Below are 1,018 nucleotides of genomic sequence, written 5' to 3' on the forward strand. Positions count from 1 at the left end.
GGGATGAGCATGCGGCGCAGACGGGTGTGGTCGGTCGGGTCCATGGCGAACAACTGTCCGGGGGTGCGCGGAGGCGTCGTCGGCTGGAGCCCGGGGAAGCCCGGCCGGACGTTCTCCGAGCTGAACCTCGGGTCGCTGAGTACGGCGCGGGCGTCTTCCTGCCGGGTCACGAGCCAGGGATGGTTGTCGCCCCACAGGCTGATCCTGGTCAGGGGCTGTTCCCGTACCCACCGCCCGTACTCGGCGGCGGGGTCGAGGAGGGGGCGATGGCGGGGCAGGGGCGGCGGCGGACTGTCCGTCGAGTGCATGGGGGGGGCTCCTGTGGTCAGGGGGTGGTGATGCCGGCCAGGGTGAGGAGGAGGTCCTTGACGTCGGTGGCGTCGATCTCGTCGCGTGCGGGACCGGGGCGCGAGCACAGCAGGACGGGGCTGTCCTGGGGGTCCTGCGGCAGTCGGCCGTGGCTCCCGCGCACGCCGGAGGGGTCCAGGGGCACGGTCTTGATGCGGTAGCGCAGGCCGGCCTTCTTGCGGGCGACCTGGCCGATGGCGCGTGCCTTCACGCCGGGCACGGTGGGGTCGTAGAGGAGTTCGGCGGGGTCGTAGCCGGGTTTGCGGTGGATCTCGACCTGGCGGGCGAAGTCCGGGGCGCGGTCGTCGTCCAGCCAGTAGTAGTACGTGAACCAGGCGTCCGGCTCCGCGATGGCGACCAGTTCCCCGGAGCGTTCGTGGTCCAGCCCGTGGAACGCCTTGCCCTTCTCGTCCAGCACCTGCTCCACGCCCGGGAGTTCGGCGATGACATCCGCCACCGCGTCCGTGTCGGCGGGGTCGCGGACGTAGACGTGGGCGACCTGGTGGTCGGCGACCGCGAAGGCGCGGGAGGTCCAGGGGTCGAGGTACTCCATGCCGTCCTGCGTGTAGACGTCGAGCAGCCCGGCCCGGCGCAGGGCGCGGTTGATGTCGACCGGGCGGGAGACGGGCGCGATGCCGTACTCGCTCAGGATCACGACGGTGGTGTCCTC

Annotated in this window: 1 protein-coding gene and 1 pseudogene; both read right to left on the bottom strand. The window is 71.8% G+C overall.

Features of this window, described 5'->3' with window-relative positions; all coding sequences use genetic code 11:
* Positions 1 to 308, bottom strand: a pseudogene (locus ACFWI9_RS34835) (cytochrome P450); the annotation flags it as partial.
* A gap of 17 nt (positions 309 to 325) precedes the next feature.
* Positions 326 to 1,018, bottom strand: a 693-nt coding sequence (locus ACFWI9_RS34840; RefSeq protein WP_387169444.1) for an alkaline phosphatase family protein, incomplete at its 5' end; no start/stop codon positions are given.

Origin of the sequence: Streptomyces sp. NPDC127084, assembly GCF_042724175.1 — a bacterium.
Classification (GTDB): domain Bacteria; phylum Actinomycetota; class Actinomycetes; order Streptomycetales; family Streptomycetaceae; genus Streptomyces.